The 3,785-nt window shown below is 64.6% G+C and carries 5 protein-coding genes; all 5 read left to right on the top strand.

Going from position 1 to position 3,785, the window contains the following annotated elements:
• Positions 1–1,062, top strand: a 1,062-nt coding sequence (locus tag AC5JJ6_RS03385) for a cbb3-type cytochrome c oxidase subunit I (protein WP_496040693.1), incomplete at its 5' end; no start/stop codon positions are given.
• A gap of 10 nt (positions 1,063–1,072) precedes the next feature.
• A complete protein-coding gene (cyoC, locus tag AC5JJ6_RS03380; protein WP_496040692.1) occupies positions 1,073–1,753 on the top strand; it encodes a cytochrome o ubiquinol oxidase subunit III in 681 nt (226 codons plus the stop codon).
• Complete coding sequence (cyoD, locus tag AC5JJ6_RS03375; protein WP_496040691.1) at positions 1,750–2,151, top strand: cytochrome o ubiquinol oxidase subunit IV; 402 nt, start codon at positions 1,750–1,752, stop codon at positions 2,149–2,151. Before cyoC ends, cyoD begins: the two co-directional genes overlap by 4 nt.
• A 39-nt stretch (positions 2,152–2,190) precedes the next feature.
• Complete coding sequence (locus AC5JJ6_RS03370) at positions 2,191–3,012, top strand: SURF1 family protein (RefSeq protein ID WP_496040690.1); 822 nt, start codon at positions 2,191–2,193, stop codon at positions 3,010–3,012.
• A gap of 82 nt (positions 3,013–3,094) precedes the next feature.
• Entirely contained in the window at positions 3,095–3,784 is a 690-nt protein-coding gene (locus AC5JJ6_RS03365) for an SDR family oxidoreductase (protein ID WP_496040689.1), read from the top strand.
• The last annotated feature ends 1 nt before the right edge of the window (position 3,785 follow it).

Here is a 3,785-nt window from a genome sequence, read left to right as displayed (position 1 = left end):
ACCTTCTGCGGCAAGCGCCTGTTCGGCTACGCGTCCATGGTCTACGCAACCGTGGTCATCACCATCCTGTCGTATCTGGTCTGGCTGCACCACTTCTTCACGATGGGGTCCGGGGCAAGCGTGAACGCCTTCTTCGGCATCACGACGATGATCATCTCGATCCCGACCGGCGCCAAGATCTTCAACTGGCTGTTCACGATGTATCGCGGGCGGATCCGCTTCGAGGTCCCGATGCTGTGGACGATCGGCTTCATGGTGACCTTCGTGATCGGCGGAATGACCGGCGTGCTGCTGGCGGTGCCTCCGGCCGACTTCGTGCTGCACAACGGCCTGTTCCTGATCGCCCACTTCCACAACGTCATCATCGGCGGCGTCGTGTTCGGCCTGATGGCGGGCATCAATTACTGGTGGCCCAAGGCCTTCGGCTACAAGCTCGACCATTTCTGGGGAGCTACGTCGTTCTGGTTCTGGCTGACCGGCTTCTACTTCGCCTTCATGCCGATGTACGTGCTGGGCCTGATGGGCGTGACGCGCCGGCTGAACCACTTCGACGACCCGTCGCTTCAGATCTGGTTCATGATCTCGACCTTCGGCGCCTGCCTGATCGCGCTGGGCATCGCCTCCTTCATCATCCAGATGGTGGTCAGCTTCATGAAGCGGCACCAGCTGCGCGACGTTACCGGCGACCCCTGGCATGGGCGGACGCTGGAATGGTCCACGTCGTCGCCGCCGCCCGACTACAACTTCGCGTTCACGCCGGTCATTCACGACCTGGATGCCTGGTGGGACATGAAGCGGCGCGGCCACACCCGGCCGACCGAAGGCTACCGGCCCATCCATATGCCGAAGAACACGAGCACGGGGATAATCCTGTCCGGCCTCAGCACCGTGCTCGCCTTCGCGCTGATCTGGTACATCTGGTGGCTGGCCGCCGCTTCCTTCATCGGGCTGCTGGTGGTCGCGATCGTCCACACCTTCAACTACAAGCGCGACTTCTACATCCCGGCCGAGGAGGTCATGAGGTCCGAAAACAGGCGCACCCAAGCGCTAGCGGCGGAGTAGGCGGACTGACATGACAGCCCATCCCGGAACCGCGGACACCGCGGCCAAGACCGTGCCCCGACACGCCCCGGCACACGCCCCGGCAAGCGACGCGGAAGCCCCGGTCTTCTACGAGACCGAAGAGCATCATGCCGAAGGCAGCACGATGCTCGGCTTCTGGATCTACCTGATGAGCGATGCGCTCATCTTCGCGGTCCTGTTCGCGACCTATGGCGTGCTCGGCCGCAACTATGCCGCCGGCCCATCGCCGGCTGACCTGTTCGATCTCCCGCTGATCGCGCTCAACACGTCGCTGCTCCTGTTCTCGTCGATCACCTATGGCGTGGCGATGCTGGAAGTGGAGAAGCGGCGGATGGGATTGACGCTGTTCTGGCTCGGCGTCACCGGCCTTTTCGGCCTCGGCTTTCTCGGGATCGAACTCTACGAGTTCCATCACCTGATCGAAGAGGGCGCGGGTCCCCAGCGCAGCGCCTTCCTGTCCGCGTTCTTCGCTCTCGTGGGCACCCACGGGCTGCACGTGACGTTCGGCATCGTCTGGCTGGTCACGCTGATGTTCCAGTTGCCGAAACACGGGTTCATCCCGGAGAACCGCCGCAGGCTGCTGTGCCTGGGCATGTTCTGGCACTTCCTGGACGTGATCTGGATCGGCGTGTTCACCTTCGTTTACCTGATGGGAGTCCTCCTCGCATGAGCGCGCAGAGCGAGCGGCAGAATACCGTGGAGCATCACGACACGGACGACCACGACGATGCCGGCGCCCATCATGGTTCCTTCAAGGATTACCTGATCGGCTTCGTTCTCGCGGCCGTCCTGACCGCGATCCCGTTCTGGATCGTGATCTACGACGTCTTCCGGAATCCCATGGTCGGGGCGGTCGTCATCCTGATCTTCGCCTTCGTGCAGATCGTGGTCCACATGGTCTACTTCCTGCACCTGAATTCGAAATCGGAAGGCGGCTGGACGGTGCTGGCGCTGATCTTCACCTCCATTCTCGTCGTCATCACCCTGGCCGGTTCGCTGTGGGTGATGTCGCACCTGGATGCCAACATGATGCCGATGTCGCCTGCGCATATGCGCAGCATGCCCTGACGGGCGGACATCCTCAGCTCGTCCGCGCGGCGATCCTCCATGCAACCGGCCAGGAAACCGGCAGACCTAGACGATTCCGGGCCGGATGCCGCCGGGGACCGGCGGCCCTCCAAAGCGTCGCTGATCTGCCTCGGCATCGCCGCGGCCGTGGTCTTCTGCCTGCTGGTCGCGCTGGGGACGTGGCAGGTGGAGCGGCGGTCATGGAAGCTCGACCTGATCCAGCGAATCGAGACGCGCGTTCACGCGCCGCCGGTCGCGGCGCCGGAGCGGGAGGAATGGGCCGGGGTCACGGCTGCCGATCACGAGTACCGGCACGTCAGCGTCAGCGGCAATTTCCTGAACGACCGCGAAACGCTGGTGACGGCTTCGACCGAACTTGGCCCCGGCTTCTGGGTACTGACCCCGCTGAGGCTGGATGACGGATCACTCGTGCTGGTCAATCGCGGCTTCGTTCCGCCCGACCGGCGCGATCCGGTGTCCCGTCAAGCGACGATGGTCGCCGGCGAAACGACGGTCACCGGCCTGCTTCGGATAACCGAACCGGGCGGAATGCTGCTTCGGTCGAACGACCCTGCCGCCGAACGCTGGTTTTCGCGCGATGTCGAGGCCATCGCCGCTGCACGGGGCCTCACCGATGTAGCGCCCTATTTCATCGATGCCGATGCCGCATCCGCCGATGCCGCATCCGCCGATGCCGTATCCGAGGGACCGGGTTGGCCGGTCGGCGGCCTTACCGTCATCAGGCTCCACAACAATCATCTCGTCTACGCGCTTACCTGGTACGGCTTGGCGGTGATGGTCGCCGTCGGGACGGGATACGTCATCCGCCAGACGGGGAGAGGGCCGCCGGAAGAACCCTGACTGGAAGAACCCTGACGAGGAACCGGTGCGGAGCTTTGATGTTTCTCAAGGGCGCAGGTTTCATATCAAGGGATTTTAGCACATGGCCGACGCCAAGGTTCTGCTCATCACCGGCGCATCCAGCGGCATCGGCGCCGCTACGGCCCGCGCGGCGGCCGGGGAGGGGTGGAGCCTCGTTCTCGTCGCCCGCTCCGCCGACAAGCTCGAGGCGCTGGTCGGGGAGATCGGGGAAGACCGCGCCGTCGCCGTCGCCTGCGACGTCACCGACTATGAAGACCAGCGGCGGATGGCGGAAGCCGCCATCGAGCGCTTCGGCCGGATCGATGCCGTCTTCGCGAATGCCGGTACCGGCGGCCAACCCGGCGGGTTCTCCGGAGCGCCGCCGGAGAGCTGGCGCAAGATGGTGGACGTCAACATCTTGGGCGTCGCCTACACGCTCCAGGTTACGCTGGAGCACCTGAAGGCGGTGCGCGGCCATGTCGTGATCACCGGTTCGGTGGCGGGCCGGCGGGTGCTGGCCGGCTCCATGTATGCGGCGACCAAATGGGCCGTTTCCGCCATCGGCTACGGCCTGCGGGAGGAGTTGCGCGGGACGGGGGTCAGGGTCACCCTGATCGAGCCCGGAATGGTGGACACGCCCTTCTTCGACGCTCCGCCGTCGGATGCGCTACGGCCCGAGGACGTTGCCCGCAGCGTCGTCTACGCGCTGTCGCAGCCGCCTCATGTCGACGTTCACGAACTGACTATCCTGCCGACGGCTCCGGTGAAATGAC

Source organism: Skermanella sp., assembly GCF_059503625.1.
Note: the sequence above shows the minus strand (reverse complement) of the source record. Positions and strands in the feature narration are given on the sequence as shown.